The organism is Bacillus cereus group sp. BfR-BA-01347 (assembly GCF_022663835.1).
Classification (GTDB): domain Bacteria; phylum Bacillota; class Bacilli; order Bacillales; family Bacillaceae_G; genus Bacillus_A; species Bacillus_A thuringiensis_K.
Genome location: NZ_JAKUGG010000001.1, coordinates 303,140 through 329,205, shown reverse-complemented (window position 1 = coordinate 329,205; position 26,066 = coordinate 303,140). Strand labels below are relative to the sequence as shown.

Sequence of the window (26,066 nt, the reverse complement as noted above, 5' to 3'; positions counted from 1 at the left end):
AAGAAACCCCACCTAATAATTAGATAGGGTTTTGTAATTAGAATGTTGGATATCCCCAAGGGGCTGAATTTAACTGATTTCGTAGTGGTGTTGTTCTACCTTGTGCTAATCCTTTTCCTAAATTCATTCCAAGATTCGCTAACTGTTGACTAGAAGTTTGTCCAGTTACATTAGGTAACGTAATATTGACATACATATCTCCTGATTGAACACTAAAGTTTGAATGTGTACCTTTACTTGTTAGATAATCATACTGAGACATAACCTGTACGCCTTCAGGAAGATTAAATGTTCCACCCATTTGTGCTCTTAACTCTTGGTGGATACCAATCTGTGCTTGTAAAGATTGCTTTGTCAATTCTCGAATATCTTTCATGATTTGTTCGTATTCAGATGAACCTTCTTCAAACTTACCACTATTTCGCTCTGCAATTCTTACCGCTAAGGTCTTATCTATAAGTGATTTACGATCTTGTAATTCTCTTACTCTTAGATCACGTGCTAAGAAACTATCATCTCCTATACTTGGTCCAAAGTTTACACGTTCCTGCATGTACTTAATTTCCAAATCATCCATATTATTACCGAAATCATGTCTCCAAGCTGTAAGCCTTTGTATCCTTAAATTTTTAACTTCTAATTCAGCACTTGCGATTTGTTGACTCAATCCTTGAATAGTATCTTGTAACTGTCCATCTGGATCTGCTAACTGTTGGGATTGCAGATTTGCCAGTTTACTTTTCATTTCTCCAATCATTGATTGGCTTGAAACAATCTGTGAATCAATATAAGTAGGACTCTCTGTGTTCATGCTAATAGCATTTAATGTATCCTTATACTGTTTCTTAGCCTGAGCTCTAGAAAACCCTTTCTGAGTGTCGTTAACATAAAATTCTGTTTTAATACGTTGTGCTTCAATTTGTTTTTTCTTATATTCTAGATCAAAATCAGCTTTTAATTTCTTTTCTTTATCCTTACTTCTTTCAACAGATTCTTTAATTTTTTTATAATCATCCGTCTCTATTCTTTCTTTAGTTTCTGGATCCTCAGTATATCTTTTCCCATTTTTTTCTAATAATTCCAACTCAGCTTCTCGCCCTTGAGTAAAATTATGAAGCTCGTCCATCTCTTTTTTGTAAGCTTCTCGCTCTTGTTGAATTACTTGTAACCTAAGTTTCATATACTCTTTTGAGTCAGCTTTCACACCATCTAAAAGGGCGGTAATCAAGTTAAGTTCTCCCTTATTATTAGCAACTTTCTGACTCTCTTGAATACGAGATTTTAAATCATCATAAGAAAAGGAATCATATTGACCCTCACCTAACATTTTATTTTCCCGGGCTTTACGAGCTTTTTCTGCTTCATCCCTTCGCATATTCTGCTCTGATTCAGAGATGGCTGCTTTCGTATATTGATCTATAAACTCTTCTTTTTCCAATTGCTTCAATTTAGTATATTCTTCTGATTGATTTAAGTATTTGTTGGTTAAATCTGATAAAGTTGCTTTATTGTATATCCCCTCTTGTCCTTTATCCTTTGCTTTTGCAGCACGCTTTTCATTTTCTTTTTTTAGTGCCTCTTCATACTCATCCGTTCCATATTCCTTTTTCATCCATGCTTGAAAATTGCTACTGAAATCACTAATGTCTTGTCTATCTACTAAAGCATTACCAGGGGTGAAAAGATCAATAACCTCATTGTAAACACTTCCTCCAAACCTAAGGAGTCCACTTATGGGATCTTTATCTTCAACTTCCTTAACGTACGCTTCAGCAGCACCCGTAGTTTGATTTCTATAATCACGTATCTTTGTTTGATTAGGCGTCAAAGCAAGATTTTCTGCATTACTAGATAACACGTCACCAACAGCAATCGCAACTGCTAGCTGCTTAGCAAAACCACCCACACTTCGTGCAAGCCCCATAATAGCGCCACCAGCTCCCCGTGTTCGCTGAGGGATGGTATCAAGAAGATCTAGAAATCCTTTCATTCTATTTTTCGATGCACCTTCAGCTTCATCAGCTACCTTTTTTACGGCGCTTGATAAATCTCTGTATGCAGTAGTACTTTGTCTTGTTTGTATAGTAGCCTTTCTGTTACTAGCCTCATATTCATCGAGCGCCTTATTAAGTCCATCCATATTATTTATTGATTTGCCTACGCTTTGATAATTTTGATCTAGATATGTCTCAAATCCAATACGTTTTTGATCATCCATTTGAGCTAAACGACCAGCCGTTAATTTTTGATTCTCATTCATACTGTCAAAGTTAGTCCTATTTGATAAAGTATTCACTAAATGCTCTGAGAAATTTGTGGTGAAAACATCTGTTAATAATTTACTTTGGGTAAGGTTGCGAGCATTATAGGCTGAACGAGTATGTAATTCATCAGCTGTTAATTCTTTCTTTTCACCCTTATAATAGCCTTTAGATTCATCCATGATGCTAAGAAAGTCGGCCATATTTTCAGCTTTTCCACCATGATCTTTTACATATTCTTTTATCTCATTCTTTCTATCCTCTTTTAAATTCGCTAATTCTTCAAAATAACTTTTTAACGTATCATTTTTCATACCCGCACGATAGAACTTTTTGTTATTTACTTGATTGCGTAAATCTTGGCTCTCCCCCAAAACATGATCATTTAAAAAACCTACCGCTCCATCCACTTTACGATTTGTTAAAGATGTACCACCAAAGAATTTGTTTTCCATAGTAGCTTTCTTGTAATGCTCTTCATAATTACCCAGTTGACCTAATCGTTTGACTCCATGAATAGCACCAAAACCTACCAAGGCATTACCTAAAATCGTAATTAACTGCGCAAATAGCCCTGCATGTTTCTCCATTCCCTGGGCTAAGTTTGTAATAATTTTTGCTAAAGTTTGTACCTCTGGATTTAGCGCATCTAATACTGACACTAATGCGTTATTAACAGATACCCCAGCTCGTTCCATTGTCACAGAAGGTGATTTCATTGTCACAGCAATCATTTCTTGAAGACGTGCAGGATCTTTTTTAAATTCATTAATTTCTTGCTTAATTTTCCAATACGATAAATCCTTACTGTTATTTATCCCCTCTTTATGCATGGTCTCTAAAAAGGACATCAGTTTTGGTGGCTGATTCGCTCCACCTTCTCCATACAGAACGGATTTTACTTTATCTTCTCCAATATATTTATTTTTGCTTGCTTTCGCGGTGTCTGATAGGATATCAATGAAATTCCGACGTACTTTCATACCACTCTCATTTTTTTCAAATACCTTTACACCATAATTTTCTAATTGTTTAGAAACAGATGGTAAAGTAATACGCTCTGCAATCGTTTTTATGGCTGCACCTGCATTCTCCCCTGTTTCTCCTGAAGTTTGAATAGCTAATGCATTTAAAGTCACAGCATCTTCTGCATTCACTCCCACTGAATGGAGTGCTGTACCCGATTTTGACATAGCCTTCATAACATCTTCACTGTTCGCTTTAGTTTGACTCGTAGCAACAGCAAAAGAGTTAACTACCCCATCCAACTCCCAGACAGATAATTTGAACTGTGCCATAATTGTTTGTAATCCTGGAGCAATTGTTTCAACCAAATCCGATTTGTTATCTAAACGATAAACCTTAGAAGCCTGATCAACAAATTGTCGTGCAGATTGTTTATCCCCTGTAACACCTGATGCTATACCAGCTACCTTAGACATTCTTTCATAATCAATACCGTAAAGAGTGGATAAATCACGTACATTATTCATTAGATTTCCAGTATCATTATCTAATTTTAGCCAATCTGTATTTCCATTTTTGTTTTTATATTCTGGTTTCAAAGAGAAGTTTTGTGTAATCTTTAACTGTTCTAACTGAGCAATTTTAAAGGTTTCCATTGCTTTAGATATTGCAGCCATCGGATCTAGCATTGAGCCCGAAGCAAGGCTCCTAACTTTTTTGGTAACCGCTCCAGCCATTCCAAACCCATCGAAAGGATTGTCTTGTTTTGTGGATTTACTTGTACTAGAATCGCTATTATTTTTATTTGTATTACTATGATTTGATCCACTTGAGTTATTTAAAGTATTAGCACTATTTCCTGCAATAAAGCTTAACTGTCTATTACTATTCGCCTTTTGAGGGTTAGTATTAATTTCTAGAATTTCATTCCTTATATGTGCAAACTGCTTATCAACGGACTCCTTGATTTTTTTAATAATTTGCTTATTCAGCTTGTTAATTTCACTAGTTAAATATTGCGTAATATTAGAATGAGGTTCAAAGTCCACAGCTCTTACTGATTGTTTCATTGACATCATTATTTTATTTGTTCCTGCAGTTAACTTTTTATTAATTGTATTTTCCATACCTTCAAACTGCCTTTTTAAAGCATATCCTCTTAGAGATCCTCGATCCACAGAATGAAAAGTATGAGCTAACTCGGCTGGAGAAACACCTAAATCATTTGCAATATACCTTTGAAGTTGTTTAGATATATTTTTCATAGGTACTTCTACAGATTTGAGATCAATCTTTTGCAGCCCTCCTCGTATGCCTTTTATATAATTTTCTATTAAACTATCAATACGTTTAGCTGTTTTTATAATCTCGCTATCAATGCTATTCTCTTTGCTAATAACACCCTCGAAATCAAATTTTATAGAATCTTTTATTTTCCCTCTTACTTTTTTCGTTAATTCAGATAAATCTTTCGATGAAATTGTTAATGTCTGTCCTTCAATAGCAACCCCAGGGTTCAGTAAAATAGGTTTTAATTGATTTTTAATACTTACTAAAATTTGCTTAACCGTTCCCTTAGAAATATCTAATTTAAGTCCACTCAAGTTATCTGCATTTACTAAATCCCCCCCATTTTCGCGAATGGAATTTACTAATTGTTTAATTTGATTACTAATTAACTTAGAGATTTCTTTATTAATTTTATTAAATTCATCTTTTCCAACTGGTACTACGCTATTATTCATAGCAGAATCCATATTAATGTTTATATTTTTGATCATCTTTACAATCGTTTTATTTAACTCTTTATCTACTTTAGACATCAATTGTTGAACGGTTTCTTGTTTAATACTTAAAGGTGCTGACCCAACTGAAGATAAAGTAATACCATTTGCTTGGACGATATTATTTAATTCTTGCTCAAGTTTTGCTCTAAGGTTGCTTCCCGCTGCCTTAGATGTCTGAGCCGATAACGAAGATAAAGAGTTTTTCATAGCATCTATACGTTTTTCTATACTACCAAAACGATGATCTAGCTGTTCCAACTGTACTCCAAACTCTTTCATATTTTTTATTGACTTATCAAACTCTAGTGCAATAGTAGCACCAATATTTTGATTATTGACTGTCACTTATTTCACCTTCCTTTTACATAATAAAATCCCGCCCTATCCTCAAATAAAAAGGAAGGGCAGGATTATTTATTAGAGAATACCTGCTAACCACTCCATGTCATCAGCATTTGCAACCTCATATCCGTCAATTACTTCTTTTCCATCACTATGTTTTAGATTATTCTGTTCGGCAGCTTGAACTGAACCGCCCCCAAATAACCCAGTGAAGGACATTGAATGTACCTTAACTGTAAACTCTATATGCTTATGGCATTTCTTTAAGTAATAGTTTAACTGAGGTAATGTCAAATCCCATATATCCTGTTTTTTCATCCCCAGGTAGTGACCTAAGTTAAAGAAAATCTCTGCCCAATCAACGTAGGCATTTTCGTCATATTCTTTTTCTTCTTCCTCAGAGTCTATAAAGACTTTTTTAAGCCATTAAGTCCAATCATAATATCTATAATTTCTTTAGCTGTTACAATATCAATATAATCCCCTAAATAATGAGCTGAAATTTCTTTATAATACGGTTTAAAGCCCATCAATAGGACCTCTAATAGTTCATCATAACTATCATTACCTGTTTCATCTGCAATTAAATTAGCAATAATGACACCTGTATCAATTGTATTCAACTTTTTCATTAGGTTTTTAGCATCTTTTAATCCTAAAGGAGGGATAGCATAGGTTTTTCCATCACGTAATGTTACCTTTTCATCCTCTTCGAAGAATACTTTTTCAATAAACTCTGATTCCTGCTTAGTTAACTTTACTTCCTCTTGTTTATTAGGTTCTTGCTGTTCAACCTTCTCCTCTGCTTCCTCTACAAGAGTAGGTTCCTCAATAGCTTCTTCTCTACTTGGAATTGCTAAATTACGTTCACTCATTTAATCTCCCCCTATATTACTCTATTACCCCTTATTAAATTTAAAGAGGACGCAAGGAAGGGGATCACCTAAACGACCTCGTAACTAATATAAGAATTTATGTGTTAAATGTAACAACCTTACGAAAAAGGTTTAAGCGATAGATGTTTTTATAATCCATTCTCACCCTCATCTAAAATGTTTAAAAATGAATTAATAAAAAAAGAGGATACATAAGTATCCTCTTCTCTAATTAACAAACATCGCCACTTTTTTCGATTTGATAACGCTTAATAGAACCTAAACGACTGTCTGTACGTTCCCCATTAATAACTGTAAGTGTAATACTGTGAGTCGCTGCTGTTTGTCGTGCTGTGTCTAATGTAAAGTTAGATTTCACTCGGCAAGAATATAGTTCAACTTGGTAACCTTGAATGCTACCATCCATTTGTTCAAAATGTCCATCATGAACAACAGATACTGTAAGAGGGAAATCACGAGAACCAATTGCCATTACATCTACAACCTCTGGGCGCTTGTAGTTCACATAAATTTGCTCTCCTTCAAGATAATCATTAAACTTAATCTCCCCTGTAGAAGGATCAATTGTATACTCACCTTTTGCAGGATTAGTTGTTACTTTTTTAAGTAATTTATTCTCTTTTACTAATCTTACAGATACATGCTCTGTCTTAGAAGAAGCTGAACCTAAAGATCCACCAAATAGAGGATTCTTAAGAGTCACTAGTCCACCTTTAACATCATGACGTTCTTCTAATACCCATACGAAACCATCAGGATCGATAGATGATGATGCTACAGGATAATAAACTACTACAGTATCACCTTCAACCGCACCACCTTTTAGTGTTACAGCTGTTCCATTTACTGTAATTGCTGATTCTGGTACAAATGAACCTGCAACTTGGTTGAAAATCTGTACTTTAGGTGCTCCGCTACCTGTTAATACTGGACTAGATAATTTAATAGAAACAGGTTCAGTATCGCCAGCAATTGTTACTGTTTCATTTTTCAATTCATAGGCTAAGCCGCTAACTCCTTCTCGAAGTTTTGCCCCTAACACAAGACGTACCATGTTTAAATCAAATTTTGCATCCTCTGCAGTAATATCAATTACCTTTTTACGTAGTAGTGTATCAATAGGTGCTGAAGAGTCTCCCCCTTCAATATCAACCATATCCAATTGCACATCAAGACGCATATTCGCCATGTGACCTAGTGTGATTAATTCATCACACCCTGGAATTTTAGCCATAAATTTACCTGCACCTTTAATAATCATTTTCTTATTCTTACTGTTAAACTTGTCAAATTGTGACATTAACTACACCCCTCAATTTCAAAAATAAATTCAAATCTAGTGAAATACTTATAAGAGTGTTCTATTTCACTTGCAACCTCTGCAGATCCTACATACTGACCCTTGAAAAATACTCCTTTAAATAACTGCAGAGATTGATTATCGAATAATTGATTTATTCTATCTGCAAGGTCTAATGCCAATTCCACATCATCATTTGTGTAGATATCGAAGTCAAATGTTATCACATGAATATTATTGTTTCGTTCCTTTTGAACAAATGACTTGTAAAATGCAATTAAAGGAATTTGGTTATTTAGTGCCTCTTTAGGAGACATACGCTTTTGTATGTGCATTTCATTTTCCATATCTACTGTAATATTATTAAGACCCATACATTTACGTATTACACTATCTTCTCTCAATGTCTTATGTATGCAAGCATAAACATCAGTGATACGTGGAAAGAACAACTCATCACACCCTCTTGTAAGTATTTGCAGTAACAATATAAGAAAATCACAATGAAAATTTAACATCACTTAGAATAAATTTAGTCAAACTCTATCTCACCCCATAATTACTCTTAACAAAATTAATTTTTTACCCTTAGCTTCTATTAAGCTCTCACGTACATTCTTAACTTTTGAATTGACATGATCAAAGATTTTCTTATTTATTCTTCAATTAACAAATTAGCAATTCTATTAAAGAAGTATTTGTCATTTAACATAAAACATGTAAACGATTTATTTCTCTGAATTTGTTTATAAATTACACTAAATAATTAAATCCACTTTGAAATTGATGGAATTCAATATAAAAATAATGGTTTTAAATATTTTTAGTTTCTAAAATGAGATAGTATTGAATCTATTTTTATAACAAATAATCATTATTAAATAATAGATAATAATTTATTAATAATATTATTTAGCTTTAATATGATGGATTCAGCTTTTACCTTTAAATTAAATGCTGCAATTTATACATTGTGATTCAGCAACAACCTTTAAACTAATAAGTCTCTTTACAATTCACTTGCAACTATAGTTACTTAAATTTCGATAACTATAGGGAGGTGATATCTTGAATTTACATAAAGATAGAAAGTTAAACACTACTGATATAAAAAAATATTTTTCATTTTTATACAATGATAAACAGATAAGAGCTGTCCTTACTACAAGTAATCAATTCTTATTTGTTGGATACGATATTGGGAAAAATGCAATTGGAATAAAAAATCCTTATAGCTTAATCGAAAATATGGACAAACGCTCTAAATGCAGTGCTGTAATTACCTTTAATCAGGATATTAACCCTCAACGCTATATTTTAGTTGATTTAGAGGGACTCCACCATATGGTCTATAGAGCCAGAAAAGTTAAGGTTAATAGATTAGATTTTATTCATTGGGCCATATCTTTAGAAAAAAATATACTTTAATTCATTTCATTATGTTAGCTTTTACTGGGGTAACTATCTTTCAAATGATTTATTAAATATCCCAGCTAAATATTAATTATTTTGTAACCCTCAACTTTCTAACAACTTATTACGACTTTTAAATAGGAATTGGAGGTGAGATAATGAATTTTGATATAAGTATAAGCCTGTTGCTATTTATATCCTTAGGGGTACGCGCATTTTTATTTGAAATAAAATTTCAGTACACACGTGAAAAATTACGTAGTATTCATGAATTGTTTGAAATTTTTTTAGACTGTTCTTTTTGTAATGGCTTTTGGACTGGTTTTTTTGGTTATGTAATTGTAAATGGTATTGATATTATTCTAATACCATTTGCTATTTTAGTTGGTTCTTCCTCATACTATTTAACGCTATTTGTTAAGAGTCTTACACAAAGAAATTAAGAAACACAGTTTATGTCCTTTATTTCTTAAATTATCCATTCTACATCTTTATCTACTTAACCCTACTAAACTTTAGTAGGGTTTTATTCACTATTCTTATTATTTCTATCTCTATACAAATTCCCAAACAAAAAAATTGTTCAAAATAGCAAAGTACATTTTGTACTGTACCTTGTTTACGCAACTAAAACAATAAATAAGACGACTATTAAAATATCTATCACCTTTAGAAATGGAGTGAACAATATGATTTTCTTTTCAAGTAAGCACCGAATTAAAGATCTTTCTTTCCTAAATAAACTTTGGATGACACCCGTAGCTTATGGACTAAAATATCTTGCCGGAACTGTAATATACATTGCAGATAAATTTGATGAAAAGGTAAGATTTGAAATCCTAAAAAGACATATCTAAAACGGAGGAAATGAGAAAATAAAAAGAGGATTTATTCACTTTAAGAAAGGTTATAACGAATTGATAAAGGCCACTTTAAATTCCTGCCATCATGCAATGAATTAAAAAACATTTATAAATCCTTTCTTGAAAACTTTAGTCAGGGAGATATTATTCCTATAAACTATACAGGATAGTATTAGGTATCGCGGTGATTTCAAGTATAATTACGGAATTAAAAAGTTTAAAATTGCGTTAGTAAGAAAGAATCACTCTAAGGATATTTTTACTAACGCAATCTTACTTATTTTTGAAAAAATATTTTAACAATCTATAAATAGATTTTCTACCTAAAACATCGTATTATCATTAGCTGCTTCATTTGGAATCTCTTGAATTACATCCCAGTGTTCGACAATCTTTCCATCCTTTATACGGAAAATATCCACTATAGCAATTCCCTTATCTTGAGAGTTAGTACGAGAATGTACATGAAGAGCAACTGTATCTCCTTCAGCTATTACACGTTTAATTTCTGCAGAAGAATTAGGATCCTTAACAAAATCCTCCTTAAAGAAATCCATGAAAGCTTTTCGTCCATCAGCTACAAAAGGATTATGTTGCTTGTAATCCTCACTTACATATTTTTAGTAAAAAAACTCATAGTTGAATTTAATGTATCTAATTCCTTTTATTATCAGAATAAGCCTTTACAACAACTATTTATTATTTATTATTTTGTATTTCATTAATTCTATAGTTTCTTTAATACACTTACCATTATCCATTGTTATATCTAATTTCTATTTAAAACCCTTCTTTGTAAGTTTACACCTATATATCGTGTTAAATTGTGTGTGGCAAGATAAAACAAGCTGTTAAATTTAATTATTGTTAGGTAGCTTCTACGGTATGATATTATCACACAATTAGTTATACATATAAAAAAGGTTTCCTGCCTTGTAACAGGAAACCTTCTATGTATTATTAACCTATAAACCTAAAATTTTAACAATCTGAGGTGCCTTAGCATTATCTATATAATAATGCCTCTCTAACCCTCTTCTTTCTGAACGGAGTACGGTTCTCCTCAATTTTGATAAATGTTGTGAAACAGTGGATTGGGGGAGTCTTAATATTTCCGTTAACTGTGTAACATTACACATTTTATGATGCATTAATTCATTTACAATTTGTAATCGAACAGGATGTGCCATTACTTTTAATACATCTATATCGTCTTCGTGGATTTCTGCTAGATTTCTTTCAGATATTAATGTTATCATTTTGCATTCTCCTTTATTATTAATTTCTATTTTCCTTTTATCCTTATAATTAATACTTATAGCTGATTACCATTTGTCCTGTTGAGAAAATATATTCTCTTTTTAAAACAAAAAGGACACCAATTCATTAAAACGTTTTTTTATCGCTTTAATAAATTGGTGCCCTCTAATCTTTTGACCAAAATATATCTTATTTTAAAGGATATTTTCAGTTCCTTTTTTCTCACGTCTATTGAGATTTTGTATTTTCTTTAAAATTCATATTAAGAATATTCTTCAAATCCTGAAAGCATAAGTTTGCGGTAAACTTATGCTTTCTATCACATTCCACACCAACTAAGATAGTTAATACTATTAACATAGCGCTAACTATCTTAATTAAATATTAGTAATAGTGAATCTACATATTATCAATTCACTTTATAGTACATATATGTAAAAATAATAACATGATAAGCTTTTTCAAATTTTTCTCCTGATAAAGATTTGAAATTAGCATTTCAATACTCTCCTTACTGTTAATATGCCTAGAAAAAGGAGAGGGATCTCTCCCCTCTTCACCAATAAAATCGAACATATTTACAATTAAGAAATCACATACATACATTCATCAAGAAATGAAACGAACAATAATAGTTCATTTAGTGAATTATAATACAAATCCAATTCCATTAATGAATATTTTTTACATTTCCGGAATAGTAATCAATCAACTGTAATACACCCTCCATACAAAAATAAACTCAACGAAATATTCACTATAAAACCAACGTATGTAAAAAAACAGCTACAAGTCCATTCATAGTTTTAAAAATTTGTCCTCCTCTTCTTCTAAGAATATTCAAAATCTCAAATAGATTATCTTATATCGCTACCTTATGTATGCAGAATTACATATCAAGCCATATCGAAAATCATTCTCATTGTAACTTTGATGGTTTCAAGAAGTGGTATTTTTACTTCCTTTTCAAATCTCAAAATATATTAAAGGAGGCACTAACATTATGAAAAAGCTATTTTAGCAGGGGCACTAGGAATTGTAGTACTATCAGGTATGAATTTACCAGGAGTAGAGGCATCAAAAGCAAGTGCAGCAACTACAAATTTAGAAATTCAAGAAGTTACAAAATACTACTCTATGAGTTCCTATGAAGTTTCCCAAAAAGAATCATTTAATCTTAATAAAGGGGAAGAACTTACTGTCTTTGTACAAAATTCCGGGTTTCCAATTTCTTATACAGTCTTTGATGCAGATAATCAAGTAATTGGCACATACAATGCTAATTCACAATATGGTCGCGTATTCAAAGCACAAAAAGACGGTAATATTTCTGTTCAATTTCAAGCAGGAGTAAATTCTTCTTACATGAAGAAAATGAATTTCACAGCTCAATTCGCAGTTTCTAAACTTAACCAACAATAAAAAATTTAACAATCCTCTTAAAAAAAAAAATTTAAAAGGTATATCCCTTCAATAGGATATACCTTTAACTTTAGTGAAGTTTATATTGACCAGATAACCGCTCTTGCGCCATACGAACTAAACGTTTCGTAATCTCTCCATCTACTGAACCATTTGCTCGTGAAGTTGAATCTGGTCCAAGTGTAACGCCAAACTCCTGAGCAATTTCATACTTCATTTGCTCAATTGCACTTGCTGCCGCCGCTACCAAAATCTCGTTTGAATTATTATTTTCTCGAATTTGCATTTCTAACACACCTCCATTTAATTGGTAATATCATGCTCTATTTCCAATTAAATACGCAAAATTTATATTCATTTAAGTAAGCGTGTAATTTACATTAATACATTCCAATTAAAAAAGGTTTTTCAAATGAATCAATATAATCCTTATTGAATTTTAAACTCTCCAATTAATTCTTGTAACTCTTGTGATAGCCCACTTAATGATGTTGCTAGTTCTGCAATATCTTGTACATATACTTCTTGTTCTTTCATACTAGTCTCTACATTACTACTGCTATCCACATATGTATTAACAATATGTGATAATTCATTTACAATCTGAATTATAGTTTGACTATTTTTAAAAATATCACTTGAATTACTCGAAGTCGCTTTAATTTGATTTGTAACAGCTTGTGCAGATTTTGAAATTTTTTCGAAGAAAGCACCACTACTTTGAACAGGAGTTATTCCTGATTCGACTTCTTTTGAGCTCTTTTGCATTGAAACTACAGCCTCTTCTGCTTCAGCTTGTGTTTCACTAATTAATTTAGCTATCCCCTTTGCAGATGCCTTCAAAAGTCGTGAGTTTAGTGTTTCACTTAACTCTTTGATGTTCGGATATTAACAATATATTGTTAATAATCACCATTTTATAGGTACACCTACATATAGGCCAAGTATGCAATTACAGAACGTTTGTTATAAAAAAACGTAAACATGTCAAACAAAAAAGACTTAATTACTATATCTCATCCCTTCTTTTAAATATAAATCTACTACCTCGTTCTTAAATTCTACATTGTTAGTGACTCTAATTTTCCCCATAGAAAAATCCGCTCTTAACTCTCAATCAATTTCTTAAATTTCTTTTCTAATTGATCTGGTGGTAATACACCTCGTACATGATCTACTATAATTCCATCTTTATTAACAAAAAATGTCGTCGGTAAAGAGAATACTTTATAATCTAGTCCAGCTACTCCGTCCATATCTAGTAGAACCGGAAACTCAAATCCATAGCGATTAGCAAATGCGCTTGCTTCTTGTACTGGGTCACTAACAGTTGCATTCACCGCAAAAATTTCAACATCCTTTTTATATTTATCATACATATGAACTAAGTCAGGTGCCTCCATTTCACACGGCCCACACCATGATGCCCAAAAATTAATAATATATGGTTTTCCCTTGGCATCATTTAACGACTGCAACTTTCCGTCTAATCCTTTTAATGTGATGCCAGGTGCTTTAAAACCTACTTGTGGTAATACTTCTTTCTCTTGTAACTCTGCTTGCTTTGCTTTTCTTTCCTTTTCTTCTTTCTTTGAATTATAAAAGTTAACCCCCGCCCAAGCGAGAGCACCTACTAGTATAATAGCAATTAGTTTCTTCACTTTTCTTCCTCCTCATTTTTAAAAACCTGTAAATCCACCGAATAGACGAATAAAGAATGCTGTAATTTTCGTCATTTGATTTGTATACAATAAAATACCTGTAATATATGATAAACAAGATATATATAGCGATAAAAAGTATAATGATATAAATAACAACACTACTCTATCCACACTACATAGAGTAGTGTTTATCCTTAAAAAAAGAGGCTATATGCACTCCCCGACAATAAGTACAACCGACATACAGAATAAACCTACTGTTACATATACCGAATTCGTATGTAACGGAATAGTAAGCTTAATAACCTTTTCATTTAACACTTGCTCGATTCGTAAATTTATTGCTGTTTTTGCAAATGAAGCTGTAACACATCGATTTTCCATTGTCTTTATTTTAATTAATTTTAATAACGCGCTACCTAACTCAAATGAAGATTCCATTTTTTGCATCGCATATTTATCTGCTGCTAACTCTTGATACGTATGATATCGTTGTAACAATTCTTTTAATATCGGGATGTAAATCATTCCTTCTGCTAATAACGTAAAACAAAATAATTTTAGCGGATCCCAATTATTTTGATGATATTCTTCATGGAAAATAATCGCATCAATCTCTTCATCTGAAAACGTCTGAAGCAAACCTTCTGACATGACAACTTTCGGACGGAATAATCCAATTGTAAACGCTGCAACTTCCGCAGTCGGCAATATATATATTTGTTTCCCTTTTCTAATAAATGGGATAAGTACTTTTTGTACTTTTTTACTATAGAAAAATTGCCGCCAAATTCTTTTACACACAATCAATACAGTAATTAATAATAACCCCGCTATTATAATACGAACCATTGATAGTTCTTTCATATGTTTTTCTAACTGAAACAAGCAAAACTTTGAAAGGAATAATGCCCTATTTTGAAAGAGAAATGGATATGTAACATAATACAATAACAAGCTGAAAAAGAGGGTACTAACAATGAGCGCTAACAATACGATTTTACGCATTTGCCATTTCATTTCATCGATCCTCTTTTTTTAACTGATTCAATTTGTCTTCTAATTTTTTTATTAAATTCGGATCAGCCTGCTCTAACTCATCTATCATATGTGTTACAACTAAATCTCCAAATTCCCCCACTAATTCCTGTGTCATTTTCTTCGTTTGATTAGATAAGAATTCTTCTTTCGTTTGTATAGCACGATATATGCCACTTCTTTTCACAGTCTGTTTTTCTAAGTGTAATTTCTCTACTAACCTGTTCATAACTGTCATAACAGTATTAAAATTCACAGGCGATTCTTCACTTAACTTCCGCTGGACTTCTTTAATAGTAATACCTTCAGTAGACCAAATAATCTCCATAATCTTCGCTTCAAGCGGTCCAAAGAAATGATTTAATCCTTGCTCATTTAACCTATAGTTTTGCGTAAACATCGTATGACTCCTTTCACACTACGAATTGTAGTACAAATTAAATGAGAGGTCAAACGCAAGTAATATAAACTAAAATTCACTACCTATAAATACGTACCTCATTCTATTCATTATAAGCCTAACTTATCTCCAAATGTATCAAAGAGATACTGCTCTAATATTTGTACACTAAACTTCTCATTACGCCCAAGGGCAAATAATTCCCGATCTTTCGCTACGATAGTATCTAACGGAATAACTACATTATCCACTATTTTTGTAATTTCAATTATATTACTTTTTACATTTACTTCTGTTTTAAATTCAACGTTTTCTAACACTATATGTGAACGTCTTCCTGATGCAAAAAAAGTAAAATTAGGATTTTTAACAACGCCAATTTCAGTCTCTAACGCATATAAATAGTGAAAAATTACATCTCTATGTCCATCTTTTATTATTTTTTCATCCTTCTCATCGTCTAAGTATTCTTTCAGCTTCGTTGTAAATTCAAATCGAAAATCCACTTTTTTTCACGCTCCTTCTTTGTATTTCATATTAAATAAATATATTGAAATAATTTTACCATATTGTAATACAACTTCCTATTAAAAGTAAAAACTGTTTTAGAAAATCGCTATTATTTCCGATACCCTTTTAAAATATAAGTATAAATTCAATATGAATGAATGCGTCATTATATCTATTTAAACATATTTTTTCCATATTTTGAAACATTAGTATGAAATATTATATATCAATGAATGGTTTCTAATGCATTGGTATATATAGTCAGTAGTTTCTTTACTATTCCGATATACTTAAGCTATATTTTCTAATTATTGATTACATTACGGAAGGAATGTAACTCTCTTCTATCGAATTTTTATATAACAAAAATGATTAGGTGGTGCTTTACTATGAAATTAGCTGTCATTGGTGGCGGTGATTTACAAGATTCAAATCACTTGCCTATTAATGAACGCCTTATAGAATTAACAAATAAACAGTACCCAAAAATATTGTTTATTCCAACGGCTAGTCATGATGATGAAAGCTATATAAAATTATTTTTAGACACGTTTGAAAAACAATTACATTGTGAAGTACAAATTTTACGCATTACAACAGATTCACCTTCTAAGTATGAAATAGACGAGATGATTCATTCAGCCGATTTAATTTATTTAGGTGGTGGAAACTATATTCACATGCTTACACAATGGAAAGAATATAGACTTGATGAAAAATTATTATTGGCTCTGCAGCAAGGAACACTTATTGCTGGTTATAGTGCTGGTGCTATGTGTTGGTTCACGTCTAGTATCCGATCAGATTATGAAGGTTTTGGTTATATAGAGAGTAACGGATGGGGTATTGTTAATAAAAGATTTTGTCCACATTATAATCAATTAAACAGAATGAACGCCTTCCATTCCTTTTTACAAAATCATCAAGGGAATATAGAAGGAATTGCACTGGAGGATAATTGTGCTTTATATATTACAGAGGAATCCTTTGAGATTATCGGTGAACCAGAAAAAGCGTGGGAGTTTTATATGAGTGATAAAACACTCATTAGACAACATTTTGATATCACTTTAAAAAGCTATTTGTAAACCTCCACTTACGAAAAAAATGTCCCTAAGTCTAATTACTTAGGGACATTTTTCTATTTAACTAACTAATCGTGTAATTCGTTTCTTTTGCCATGAAAGCTTATAATATGCATACTGTAATATTAAGCTGACAATAAATGCTGCTGGATACCCGATCCAGATGCCTTCTATTCCAAGACTTGTATGGTAAGAAAGATAATATGCTACGGGGACTTCTACAAGCCAAATTGAAACAACTCCAATAACAGTTGGCCAAAGTACTGTACCGCTCGCTCGCATTGTCGCACTAATAATTTGTGCATGACCGAAAATTAAATAACTCCATAACGTAATCATAACTAAGCTATGAGCAATTTCAATTGTAGTTTGACTCGTTAAAAATAGTGATAAAATGTCTCTTGAGAATAAGTAAATAAGAGATATTAACACACCACCGATGACGTAGTTCATAATAATTCCGGCCTTCACAACTTTCTGCAATCGATCAAATTGATTCCCCCCAATCGATTGCGCCGCAAAAATAGAAACTGTAATACCAAGGCTAACTGCTGGCATTTGCACATAACTTGCAACTTGATTCACAACGCCGTAAGCAGCTGTTGCATCCGAACCGTAACGATTTACAAACGCGATTACGGCAATTTCAGATAATGAAACTAATATCATATTAATACTCGCTGGAATACCGAGCCTTAGCAATAACTTTAATAACTCCCAGTCCATTCGAAGATACTTTCTTACTGTGCCATCTAGTTGTAGTGGGTGATTTTTCTTCTTTAAATACACAAGCATGACAAGAAACGTAATAACTGTAGATATAACAGAAGCATAGGCCGCTCCATACACATCTAATTTCGGAGCTCCTAACCATCCAAAAATAAGAATCGGTAATAAGATCATATTTAGCGCTGTACTTACAATTAAAAAGTAAAATGGCGTTTTAGAATCTCCTGTACCTCTCATAAATGTTGTATATGCAAAATATAAAAATAATACTGGCATCGATATAAATAAAATTCGTGCATAATGTACACTTATTTCAATAATATTTTCTGGCGTTCCCATAAGACGCATAATATCCATCGCAAAAATACTACCTATTATCGCTAATACAACTCCGATAATAAAAGTAAACGTAAGCGTCGTACCGACAATAGCTTTTAAACGATCTTCATTTTTAGCACCAAACGCCTGACCAATTAAAATAGAGCTTCCTGAACCGATACCAATTACGAATGAAACAAGTAAAAAGAACAAAGGAAAGAATGCTGATATAGCCGCTAAATCATTAACTCCAAGCCATCTTCCTACTACTACCATACCAAATAATTGTCCAACTGATTGTAGTACATTACTTAATAATAACGGTACTAAAAACAGAGACATCGATTTCCAAATCGGTTTACTCTCACTTTCCAACTTTTGTGACTCCGCACCTTCTTTATTGTTATCTGCAGGTGGTTTCAAATTTCATTTCTCCTTTTATTAAAAATCTGTTTTCAATATCTATCTCTTTGTATAGTTGTTATAATACTGTGCTTCTATTCATTTTCCTTCCGCATGATTATAACTTCACCCAATATTGACTTCCATCGGCTGTTCGATCTAAAAATCCATATTCGATTAAATATCTTCTTAAAGTTACGAAATCAGGGTATACATTTTCTATCACTGTATTTACTTCTTTTTCAGTATACTTTTTATTACTATCAAACTTCTTTACTAAATGACGTAAGATAATTAATTTACGCTTTTGTTTCTTCGGAAATTTAGAGAGAGGTCCATCTAACCCTTCTGTAAAATGAGCTTTTAATACTTCGTCATTTTCTTCTTCCGTAATATTGTATCGATCATCCACCATCGTTGCTGTTCTATGAATTGGCACAAATTTCGTTTGTACTTTTGATTTTTCTTCTGATAATTCCATTAGTGCTAAAAATACTTTTGCTTGCTTCATTTTCTCTCGCAGTGTAAATCGATGATTACGAATTGTTGATGTACTTCCGCCATCCAACTCTTTTACAATTTGTTTATCATTCAGTCCCATATGGAAAAACTGAACCATTCTCTTTTGTAAATCCGTTAAACCAGTAAATTTCTTATCCATATTTAATAAATAATCAAACATAGATGTATGCTCATTTTGAATATGCAATTGGACGAACTTTTCTGCTTCATACCAAATTTGATTATCTTGATAAATAACACCTTTAATAAATGTTTCACCACAAGCTAAGCAAATGTACTCCTCTTTTGCTTCATCAAACACATACCCTTTCTTTAATTCTTCTATTGACGCATCCCAAAACTTCTCTGAAATATCATCCACACTAAACACTCCTTTAAAATGTTTATTTTAAAACCAAACAAATTACCATAACGTTTATTGTCACTTTACCATCTTATCACAACACAAACAAACATTTCAATCTTTCGTTTACCCATTTTATAAACTTTTATAAAAACATCTACCGAACTTCTTTAATGCAACGAAAAGCGAATATGTTTATACAATTCCATTTTATAAGATGTGAAATAGAATATGAATATTCTTCAAGACCCTTGGTTTACCGTTAAGCAAATTGCACAGAATACATATGCGATTAGTGAATATGGAACCTGTATTCACTCATTACAAAACTTCAGTATTCAATTTTAACGACAAAAAGGATGTTTTCGTATAAGAAAACATCCTTTACTTTTTATATATTCTATTTACAGTCTCTACTAAAACTTTACTTGCTCGTACAAATGTATGCTTTCGATTTCTATCTTCAACAAATTTATTAGCACAACTACTCATAATCATCATACAACTAATTATGACTAACGCTATCTTTCTATTCTTGTAAGTCACTTCATGCCACTCCACTATTACAAAACTTCTTTTGCATTTATCCCATCAAGAAATTTTACATGAATAATAAAACGTATGAATATGCAATTCTGCATATTCATACGTTTTATTACAATATTATGATTTAATTTAGTTAAAGAACAAGTATACCGAGGTGACTGACTTGAAATTTAAAGCGAAAAAAAATCCATTCCACGTCATTTTCATTACATTATTTATAATTATTTTTTTCGTTTCGTTATTCTTCCAAAATGAAAATTCTATTTTTTTCACTCTCATGATGCTATTAAATATCGTGAATCTTTCTTCATTCTATTTCTCTCACTACAACGTAACGGAATCATCTCTTGTTGTAAAACACGGTTTCATACTTCGTACTGAAATCTCATTCAAAGACATTCGCCATATTAAGTACTCTGGCAAAAAACTTCGTTCAAAAAAATGGACTAGACAACAATTAGAAATTAATTATAATTTATTTGACTCAGTGACCACTTTCGTACCACAAGAAGAAGAAAAATTCATTTCACTCTTAAAAGAGAACTGCCCACAGATGAGAGTAATGAATACGCCTGCTAACAAATAATATATTTTGAAACTTGCAGTATTGCAAGTAGATGAAACATAAAAATGAACATCAAAAAAGCCAAGATTCTATACTAAGAACCTTGGCTTTTTCTATTACTCTTTTGGAGCAATCATTTTCTTCGGATCTACAATTTCATCAAATTTCTCTTCTGTTAGTAGTCCAGATTGTAATGCGGCTTCTTTTAAAGTTAATCCCTCTTTATGAGCATGCTTCGCAATTTTCGCTGCATTTTCATATCCGATATGTGGGTTTAGCGCTGTTACAAGCATTAGTGAACGATTCACATTTTCATTAATTACTTCTTCATCTGCTTCAATACCAACTGCACAATTGTCATTAAACGAAACAATTGCATCCGCTAATAAGTGGGCTGATTGTAAGAAGTTATAAGCAATAACAGGTTTAAATACGTTTAACTCAAAGTTACCTTGGCTCGCAGCAAATCCGATTGTTGCATCATTCCCCATCACTTGTGCTACAACCATCGTTAATGCTTCACTTTGCGTTGGATTTACTTTACCTGGCATAATAGAGCTTCCCGGTTCATTTGCTGGAATAATAATTTCTCCAAGACCACTACGTGGACCACTTGCAAGCCAACGTACATCGTTAGCGATCTTCATTAGATCCGCAGCTAATGCTTTTAATGCACCGTGAGTATATACAACTTCATCATGGCTCGTTAATGCATGGAACTTATTTGGTGCAGAAACAAATTGTTTACCTGTAAATTGACTAATTTCCTCTGATACCATCTCACCAAATTTAGGATGAGCATTAATACCTGTTCCAACCGCAGTTCCACCAATTGCTAACTCTTTCATATATGTATTGCTCTCTGCAATCATACGCTCTGTTTTTTCAAGCATACGGTGCCATCCGCTAATTTCTTGCCCTAAAGTTAACGGCGTTGCATCTTGTAAATGTGTACGACCAATTTTTATAATATGTTCAAATGCAGTTACTTTTTCTGCTAAAGTTTCTTTTAATTTCGTAATTGCTGGTAATACGTGATTTTCTACTGCGATTACACAAGCTACATGAAGTGCCGTTGGAAATGTATCATTTGAACTTTGTGACATGTTCACATCATCATTTGGATGAATATGTACGTCAGATCCCTTCTCTTTCAAAATTTGATTCCCACGATTTGCAATTACTTCATTCACATTCATGTTTGACTGTGTACCACTACCTGTTTGCCATACGACAAGCGGAAAATGTTCATTCCATTTCCCTGCAATCACTTCATCAGCAGCTTCTACAATTGCTTCTGCTTTTTCTTGTGATAGCTTTCCTAATTTTTGATTGCTAAGCGCTGCACTCTTCTTTAAAATTGCAAATGCTTTTACAATTTCAAGCGGCATTTGCTCTGTTCCAATTGGAAAGTTTTCTTTACTACGTTGTGTTTGTGCTGCCCATAATTTATCAGCTGGAACTTTTATTTCTCCTAATGTATCTCTTTCAATTCTGTACTCCATGTTTTCATCCCCTTGAAAATATAATACCTACATCTCTTATAATAACAGACTTTCTCTTAAATGATAAGAATTCTCACTCTTATATATAGATATTCTATATGTATTTTAAAAAATTCCTCTTGACCTAAACTTAAGTTTAGGCTGTATCCTTTCCATTGTAACCTACTATAACACTACTGGAGGAATTCAATATGAAAAAATATGCTTTTATAACAGGTGCGAATAAAGGAATTGGATATGAACTTGTTCGTCAATTAGCAGAAAAAGATTATCACGTATTTTTAGGTGCTCGTAATGAACAACTTGGACAACAAGCCGTAGAATCTTTAAATGTTTCAAACGTTTCCTATATTCAAGTAGATATTTCAAATTCACAATCCATTCAAGAAGCAACAAAGAAAATTTACGAAACGACTGACCACTTACATTTATTAATTAATAACACAGGCATAGCGCTAGACTTCAATACACTACCTAGTGAATTAAATATTGAAACTTTACGCCAAGGATTTGAAGTTAATTTTTTTGGAACTTTCCAAATGATACAAGCCTTTTTACCATTATTAAAGAATTCAAACAACAGTAAAATAATAAATATAACTACTGACATGGCCTCACTAACAATGTTTGCTAATGGTGAAACACATCCAATCAATACACTAGGATATAATTCTTCCAAAACAGCTATTAATGCTTTAACATTAGCTTTTAGTAAAGAATTTGCTACTAACGGTCCAGAAGTATTTGGGGTAACTCCTGGTTTTACAACTACAGATCTTAATGGAAATTCCCCCGGTGGCCATACAACCACTGAAAGTGCTAAAATTATTATTAAATATGCATTAAGTGAAACAAACTATAATGGTAAAATACTAAATAAAAATGGCATTATACCTTGGTAACAAAAGGATGAATGATATGTATTATACAATTGGGCAAGTCGCCAAAATGCAACACTTAACTATTTCTCAAATACGTTATTACGATAAACAAGGACTGTTCCCTTTTCTGCAAAGAAATGAAAAAGGAGATCGAGTTTTTGATGAAGAAGCACTCAAATATTTAGAAATGATTTTGTGTTTAAAAAACACTGGTATGCCTATTCAAAAAATAAAACAATTTATCGACTGGTCTATGGAAGGAGAATCTACCATCTTTCAACGGTTGGAATTAATGAAACAACAGGAGACCAATGTCTTACAGCTTATCCAAGACACTGAAAAAAACTTAAAAAAGATACAACAAAAAATTGCTAAATATGAGAATGAAATAACTTCAGCAGATGCTATTACAAAATAAAAAAATCACCTTCTACATATTGTAGAAGGTGATTTTTATTTTATGATGCTTGCTTTCCTTTATCTGCATCATCTACATACCAGATGAATTTGCCTGTATATCCATAAATAACTGCTAAAATTAACGATACGAAGCTTAACCACATAAACGGAACGTATGAGAACGTTGCTACACCTAAAATACCAGCCATAAAAATACCATTATCAGACCATGGAACCATACCTGAAGTTAACGTTCCACCTACTTCTGAGTTACGTGCTAATACACGACGGTCTATTTTTAATTTATCATAGCTATCTTCCATAATTTTTGGTGTTAAAATTAGTGATACATACATCGCACAACCAAATATATTAGCTAAGAATGCCACGATTAATGTAGACAACGTTACATTACCTGCAGAATTTAATTTCTTCTCAAATTTTGATACGATTACTTTTAAAACACCTAGTTTTTCAAGTAATCCACCAAATCCTAAACCGAAAATAATAACAGCTACTGAGCCAAGCATACCGTTAATTCCACCACGGTTTAATAACTTGTCAACAAACTCAACACCAGATTGAATTGAGAATCCGTTATAAGCTGTTCCAATCGCTTCTCCAAAGTTCATCCCTTGGAAAAGAGTTGCCCAAATTGCACCAATTAAAGCTCCCATTGCAATTGTTGGCATAGACGGTTTCTTCATTGCTAATAGAACGATAACAATGATCGCCGGAACAAGCATCCATATTTTAATATCAAATTGCTTTAATAAAGCTTCTTTTAAAAATTCTACTCGATTCAAATCAACATTATCTCCGCCATACATCCAACCAGCTACAGTAAACATAATACTAGTAATAATATAAGCCGGAACATCTAATACGAGCATAGCTCGAACGTGAGCAATAACATCTACTTTCGCCATAGAAGCTGCAAGAACTGTGCTATCAGAAAGTGGTGATAATTTGTCGCCGAAATAAGCTCCTGAAAGAACTGCACCAGCAACAAGCGGAAGTGGTAAACCAAGTCCTTCACCAATCGCCATCATAGCAATACCTGCTGTTCCTACTGTTCCCCAAGACGTTCCTGTCGCGATAGAAGTTATAGAACAAATAATTAATGTTGCTAATAGGAATATGCTAGGGTGAATAAATTCTAATCCATAATAAATTAATGTTGGTACTACCCCACCAGCAATCCATGTTCCAATTAAAGCACCTACTGCAACTAAAATCAGTATTGCTTCTAATCCGTTAGAAATCCCTTTCGTAATTGCATCTTGCAATTCTTGATAACGAAATCCTAATCTTAATCCAAGCGCAATTACTAAAAACCATGAAATAAATAGCGCTAATTGAATTGGGAGATCAAAAATCGTTTGGAAGGAAAAGACAACAGCAAGAAATAGTAATAAAAGAACTATGATTTCTAGCATCGATGGTAATCTTACACTTTTCATTTTTTTCTCTCCTTACAAGTCGATAACATGACGTATGTCGTCTTACATGTATGTAATATACAATTAGCGAAGACAAAACAAAATTTTCATATTATTTCGATTTATTTTTCCAGTATAATATATTCACAACCCTTTCTATTGTAAAAGTAGATTACGTTTTTCGCAATGAAAAATATAAAAAATGTTGTATTTTTATTTATCCCGATATTTTCGGCCAATAAGACCTCCGCCTTAAAATTCAGTAAGCGCAAAGCACTTAGGTAAGAAATTAACTACTGTAACATCCCGGACTGACATGAACGTATTAAAGCTTCACTTTATTTACAAAGAAAAATCCCATACTAACTTTTTTAATATTTGCTGCAACAAAACTTTTTACAACTATCTTCACTTTTTAATTCACACCATTATTTCCCACGCAAAAATAGGACACACATCATAAAAATGATGCATGCCCTACCTTTATTTATACATATTTTGTATTTCTTCTTTATTTTTAAGTATTTCCTCAAACTTATCACTACAACCCTTCGGAAATAACACTCCCAGTCCATATGAATGCGCAAATTGAAAATGAGGGTACTTCGCTTTTACCTCATCCCAAAACTTATATACGCCGAAATCACCACTTCTAACTTCAATATCATGAAATAATACAATACCATTTTTCGCGACTTTAGGCAGCCAGGTGTTATAATCGTGAGAAACAGCTTCATACGTATGATATCCATCAATATGCAAAAGATTTATCGTTTCATCTTGAAACCGGTCTACAGCATCATCAAAAGTAGATCGAATTAAATTTCCTATATTAAGGTAGTTATCGCTCACTACTTTTTCTACTATTTGAAAAACCCCTTCTCCATATGGACCTGTGTGCCCATCTCCAGCCCAAGTATCTACTGCAAAGCATTTAGTCGATAACCCTCCATCTTTTACTCCCTGACAAAAACTAAAAAAGGAAGCTCCTAAATGTGTACCTAGCTCGACTAAAGTTTCTGGTTTTTCAAATCGTACTAAGTCATATGCAAAATCTAAATGTCCACTCCACGCAGATTGTGACCGAATAATAGGACTAAATGTTTCAAATTCAAATGATGGTTTATGAGTAACCCAGTTCATCGCATAACTCCTTCTGCACATATTTTTAACAAACCAAATTACTCTTATCTTTATTTTTTTATCG

At 32.4% G+C, this 26,066-nt stretch carries 23 protein-coding genes and 2 pseudogenes; 7 read left to right on the top strand and 18 right to left on the bottom strand.

Annotated elements, in window-relative coordinates; translation table 11 throughout:
- Window positions 1-37 precede the first annotated feature (37 nt).
- The 5 genes from MR143_RS01730 to MR143_RS01710 form a co-directional block, all read right to left on the bottom strand.
- The gene (locus tag MR143_RS01730) at window positions 38-5,359 is read right to left on the bottom strand and encodes a phage tail tape measure protein (protein ID WP_000217795.1); all 5,322 of its coding nucleotides are present in this window, start codon (window positions 5,357-5,359) and stop codon (window positions 38-40) included.
- 72 nt (window positions 5,360-5,431) lie between these two features.
- Window positions 5,432-5,674 (bottom strand): hypothetical protein, encoded by a 243-nt coding sequence (locus tag MR143_RS01725; RefSeq protein WP_242280597.1) that lies wholly within the window; start codon window positions 5,672-5,674, stop codon window positions 5,432-5,434.
- An 86-nt stretch (window positions 5,675-5,760) separates the two neighbouring features.
- Window positions 5,761-6,231, bottom strand: a complete 471-nt coding sequence (locus tag MR143_RS01720) for a DNA polymerase III subunit gamma/tau (protein ID WP_084064877.1) — start codon at window positions 6,229-6,231, stop codon at window positions 5,761-5,763.
- A gap of 232 nt (window positions 6,232-6,463) precedes the next feature.
- Entirely contained in the window at window positions 6,464-7,552 is a 1,089-nt protein-coding gene (locus tag MR143_RS01715) for a hypothetical protein (protein ID WP_199717549.1), read from the bottom strand.
- Window positions 7,552-8,004: a hypothetical protein gene (locus MR143_RS01710; RefSeq protein WP_000465972.1), complete on the bottom strand. Its 453-nt coding sequence runs from the start codon at window positions 8,002-8,004 to the stop codon at window positions 7,552-7,554. Before MR143_RS01710 ends, MR143_RS01715 begins: the two co-directional genes overlap by 1 nt.
- Before the next feature lie 616 nt (window positions 8,005-8,620).
- Between MR143_RS01710 and MR143_RS01705 the strand changes: the two genes are divergently transcribed.
- The gene (locus MR143_RS01705) at window positions 8,621-8,980 is read left to right on the top strand and encodes a BRO-N domain-containing protein (RefSeq protein WP_001048701.1); all 360 of its coding nucleotides are present in this window, start codon (window positions 8,621-8,623) and stop codon (window positions 8,978-8,980) included.
- A 143-nt stretch (window positions 8,981-9,123) separates the two neighbouring features.
- Entirely contained in the window at window positions 9,124-9,408 is a 285-nt protein-coding gene (locus tag MR143_RS01700) for a hypothetical protein (protein ID WP_001008317.1), read from the top strand.
- A 743-nt stretch (window positions 9,409-10,151) separates the two neighbouring features.
- Here the strand turns inward: MR143_RS01700 and MR143_RS01695 are convergent.
- A pseudogene (locus tag MR143_RS01695) lies at window positions 10,152-10,448 on the bottom strand (nuclear transport factor 2 family protein); the annotation flags it as partial.
- A 345-nt stretch (window positions 10,449-10,793) separates the two neighbouring features.
- Window positions 10,794-11,087, bottom strand: coding sequence for an ArsR/SmtB family transcription factor (locus MR143_RS01690; RefSeq protein ID WP_000631351.1), 294 nt, complete (start codon window positions 11,085-11,087; stop codon window positions 10,794-10,796).
- A 1,054-nt stretch (window positions 11,088-12,141) separates the two neighbouring features.
- Here MR143_RS01690 and MR143_RS01685 point away from each other — a divergent pair.
- A complete protein-coding gene (locus MR143_RS01685; protein WP_002181692.1) occupies window positions 12,142-12,510 on the top strand; it encodes a hypothetical protein in 369 nt (122 codons plus the stop codon).
- Window positions 12,511-12,580: 70 nt separating this feature from the next.
- Here MR143_RS01685 and MR143_RS01680 read toward each other — a convergent pair whose 3' ends face one another.
- From MR143_RS01680 to MR143_RS01655, 6 genes and pseudogenes are all read right to left on the bottom strand, one after another.
- Entirely contained in the window at window positions 12,581-12,796 is a 216-nt protein-coding gene (locus MR143_RS01680) for an alpha/beta-type small acid-soluble spore protein (RefSeq protein WP_001167051.1), read from the bottom strand.
- A 143-nt stretch (window positions 12,797-12,939) separates the two neighbouring features.
- Window positions 12,940-13,350, bottom strand: a pseudogene (locus tag MR143_RS01675) (chemotaxis protein); the annotation flags it as partial.
- Window positions 13,351-13,616: 266 nt separating this feature from the next.
- On the bottom strand, window positions 13,617-14,171 hold the full coding sequence (locus MR143_RS01670; RefSeq protein WP_000733174.1) for a TlpA family protein disulfide reductase: 555 nt from the start codon (window positions 14,169-14,171) through the stop codon (window positions 13,617-13,619).
- Window positions 14,172-14,381: 210 nt separating this feature from the next.
- Complete coding sequence (locus MR143_RS01665; protein ID WP_000871933.1) at window positions 14,382-15,194, bottom strand: M56 family metallopeptidase; 813 nt, start codon at window positions 15,192-15,194, stop codon at window positions 14,382-14,384.
- A 1-nt stretch (window position 15,195) separates the two neighbouring features.
- Window positions 15,196-15,612, bottom strand: a complete 417-nt coding sequence (locus MR143_RS01660) for a BlaI/MecI/CopY family transcriptional regulator (protein ID WP_000495078.1) — start codon at window positions 15,610-15,612, stop codon at window positions 15,196-15,198.
- A gap of 110 nt (window positions 15,613-15,722) precedes the next feature.
- Window positions 15,723-16,118, bottom strand: coding sequence for a DUF3942 family protein (locus tag MR143_RS01655; protein WP_000347526.1), 396 nt, complete (start codon window positions 16,116-16,118; stop codon window positions 15,723-15,725).
- A 393-nt stretch (window positions 16,119-16,511) separates the two neighbouring features.
- Between MR143_RS01655 and MR143_RS01650 the strand changes: the two genes are divergently transcribed.
- Window positions 16,512-17,210, top strand: coding sequence for a peptidase E (locus MR143_RS01650; RefSeq protein ID WP_000762112.1), 699 nt, complete (start codon window positions 16,512-16,514; stop codon window positions 17,208-17,210).
- 57 nt (window positions 17,211-17,267) lie between these two features.
- On the opposite strand, the gene MR143_RS01645 is transcribed toward MR143_RS01650, so the two are convergent.
- Complete coding sequence (locus tag MR143_RS01645; RefSeq protein ID WP_000804132.1) at window positions 17,268-18,677, bottom strand: MATE family efflux transporter; 1,410 nt, start codon at window positions 18,675-18,677, stop codon at window positions 17,268-17,270.
- 97 nt (window positions 18,678-18,774) lie between these two features.
- Window positions 18,775-19,539, bottom strand: a complete 765-nt coding sequence (locus MR143_RS01640; RefSeq protein WP_000340981.1) for a DUF2087 domain-containing protein — start codon at window positions 19,537-19,539, stop codon at window positions 18,775-18,777.
- A gap of 691 nt (window positions 19,540-20,230) precedes the next feature.
- Between MR143_RS01640 and MR143_RS01635 the strand changes: the two genes are divergently transcribed.
- On the top strand, window positions 20,231-20,653 hold the full coding sequence (locus tag MR143_RS01635; RefSeq protein WP_000669074.1) for a PH domain-containing protein: 423 nt from the start codon (window positions 20,231-20,233) through the stop codon (window positions 20,651-20,653).
- A 95-nt stretch (window positions 20,654-20,748) separates the two neighbouring features.
- On the opposite strand, the gene fumC is transcribed toward MR143_RS01635, so the two are convergent.
- Window positions 20,749-22,137 (bottom strand): class II fumarate hydratase, encoded by a 1,389-nt coding sequence (fumC, locus tag MR143_RS01630; protein ID WP_000456624.1) that lies wholly within the window; start codon window positions 22,135-22,137, stop codon window positions 20,749-20,751.
- Between the two features lie 191 nt (window positions 22,138-22,328).
- Between fumC and MR143_RS01625 the strand changes: the two genes are divergently transcribed.
- Window positions 22,329-23,039 carry an SDR family NAD(P)-dependent oxidoreductase gene (locus MR143_RS01625; protein WP_242280596.1) on the top strand — a complete coding sequence of 237 codons (711 nt, stop codon included), beginning with the start codon at window positions 22,329-22,331 and terminating at the stop codon, window positions 23,037-23,039.
- A gap of 16 nt (window positions 23,040-23,055) precedes the next feature.
- Window positions 23,056-23,436, top strand: a complete 381-nt coding sequence (locus MR143_RS01620; protein ID WP_000291860.1) for a MerR family transcriptional regulator — start codon at window positions 23,056-23,058, stop codon at window positions 23,434-23,436.
- Window positions 23,437-23,476: 40 nt separating this feature from the next.
- Here MR143_RS01620 and nhaC read toward each other — a convergent pair whose 3' ends face one another.
- Together nhaC and MR143_RS01610 are read right to left on the bottom strand one after the other, a co-directional pair.
- On the bottom strand, window positions 23,477-24,880 hold the full coding sequence (gene nhaC / locus MR143_RS01615) for a Na+/H+ antiporter NhaC (RefSeq protein WP_000843987.1): 1,404 nt from the start codon (window positions 24,878-24,880) through the stop codon (window positions 23,477-23,479).
- 462 nt (window positions 24,881-25,342) lie between these two features.
- Window positions 25,343-26,002, bottom strand: coding sequence for a class I SAM-dependent methyltransferase (locus MR143_RS01610; RefSeq protein ID WP_001104670.1), 660 nt, complete (start codon window positions 26,000-26,002; stop codon window positions 25,343-25,345).
- Window positions 26,003-26,066: the final 64 nt, after the last annotated feature.